Raw genomic sequence first — 344 nt, forward strand, 5'->3', positions numbered from 1 at the left:
TAGCATCCGATACTATTTCAAAGAAGAACAAAGAAAAGCTGGCTACCTATCTAGCCGAATCACTACGGCCCAAACCCAACAAGCGCATTTTGGGAATGCCCTATAAGCTTTATTTTAACAACATGGCGGGTGATACGTCAAATAGCAATTTTATCAAGCGTTTTTTCAAAAAAATAGGTGAAGAACCCGTTCTCCTGCGCGATGTAAATCGGGAATACAATGAGAATCTGCTGCGCAACCGATTAGAGAATATCGGTTTTTTCAATGCGGAAGTGACCTCAGATACCATCGTCGAAAATAAAAAAGCAACGGTAGACTATACCGCCAAGCCCAATCTGATCTAC

At 41.6% G+C, this 344-nt stretch carries 1 pseudogene; it reads left to right on the top strand.

From position 1 onward, the window contains the following. Nucleotides 1-344: pseudogene (locus B3C94_RS20795) on the top strand (hypothetical protein); the annotation flags it as partial.

Origin of the sequence: Sphingobacterium sp. UBA5670 (assembly GCF_002420705.1) — a bacterium.
In the GTDB taxonomy this organism is placed as follows: domain Bacteria; phylum Bacteroidota; class Bacteroidia; order Sphingobacteriales; family Sphingobacteriaceae; genus Sphingobacterium.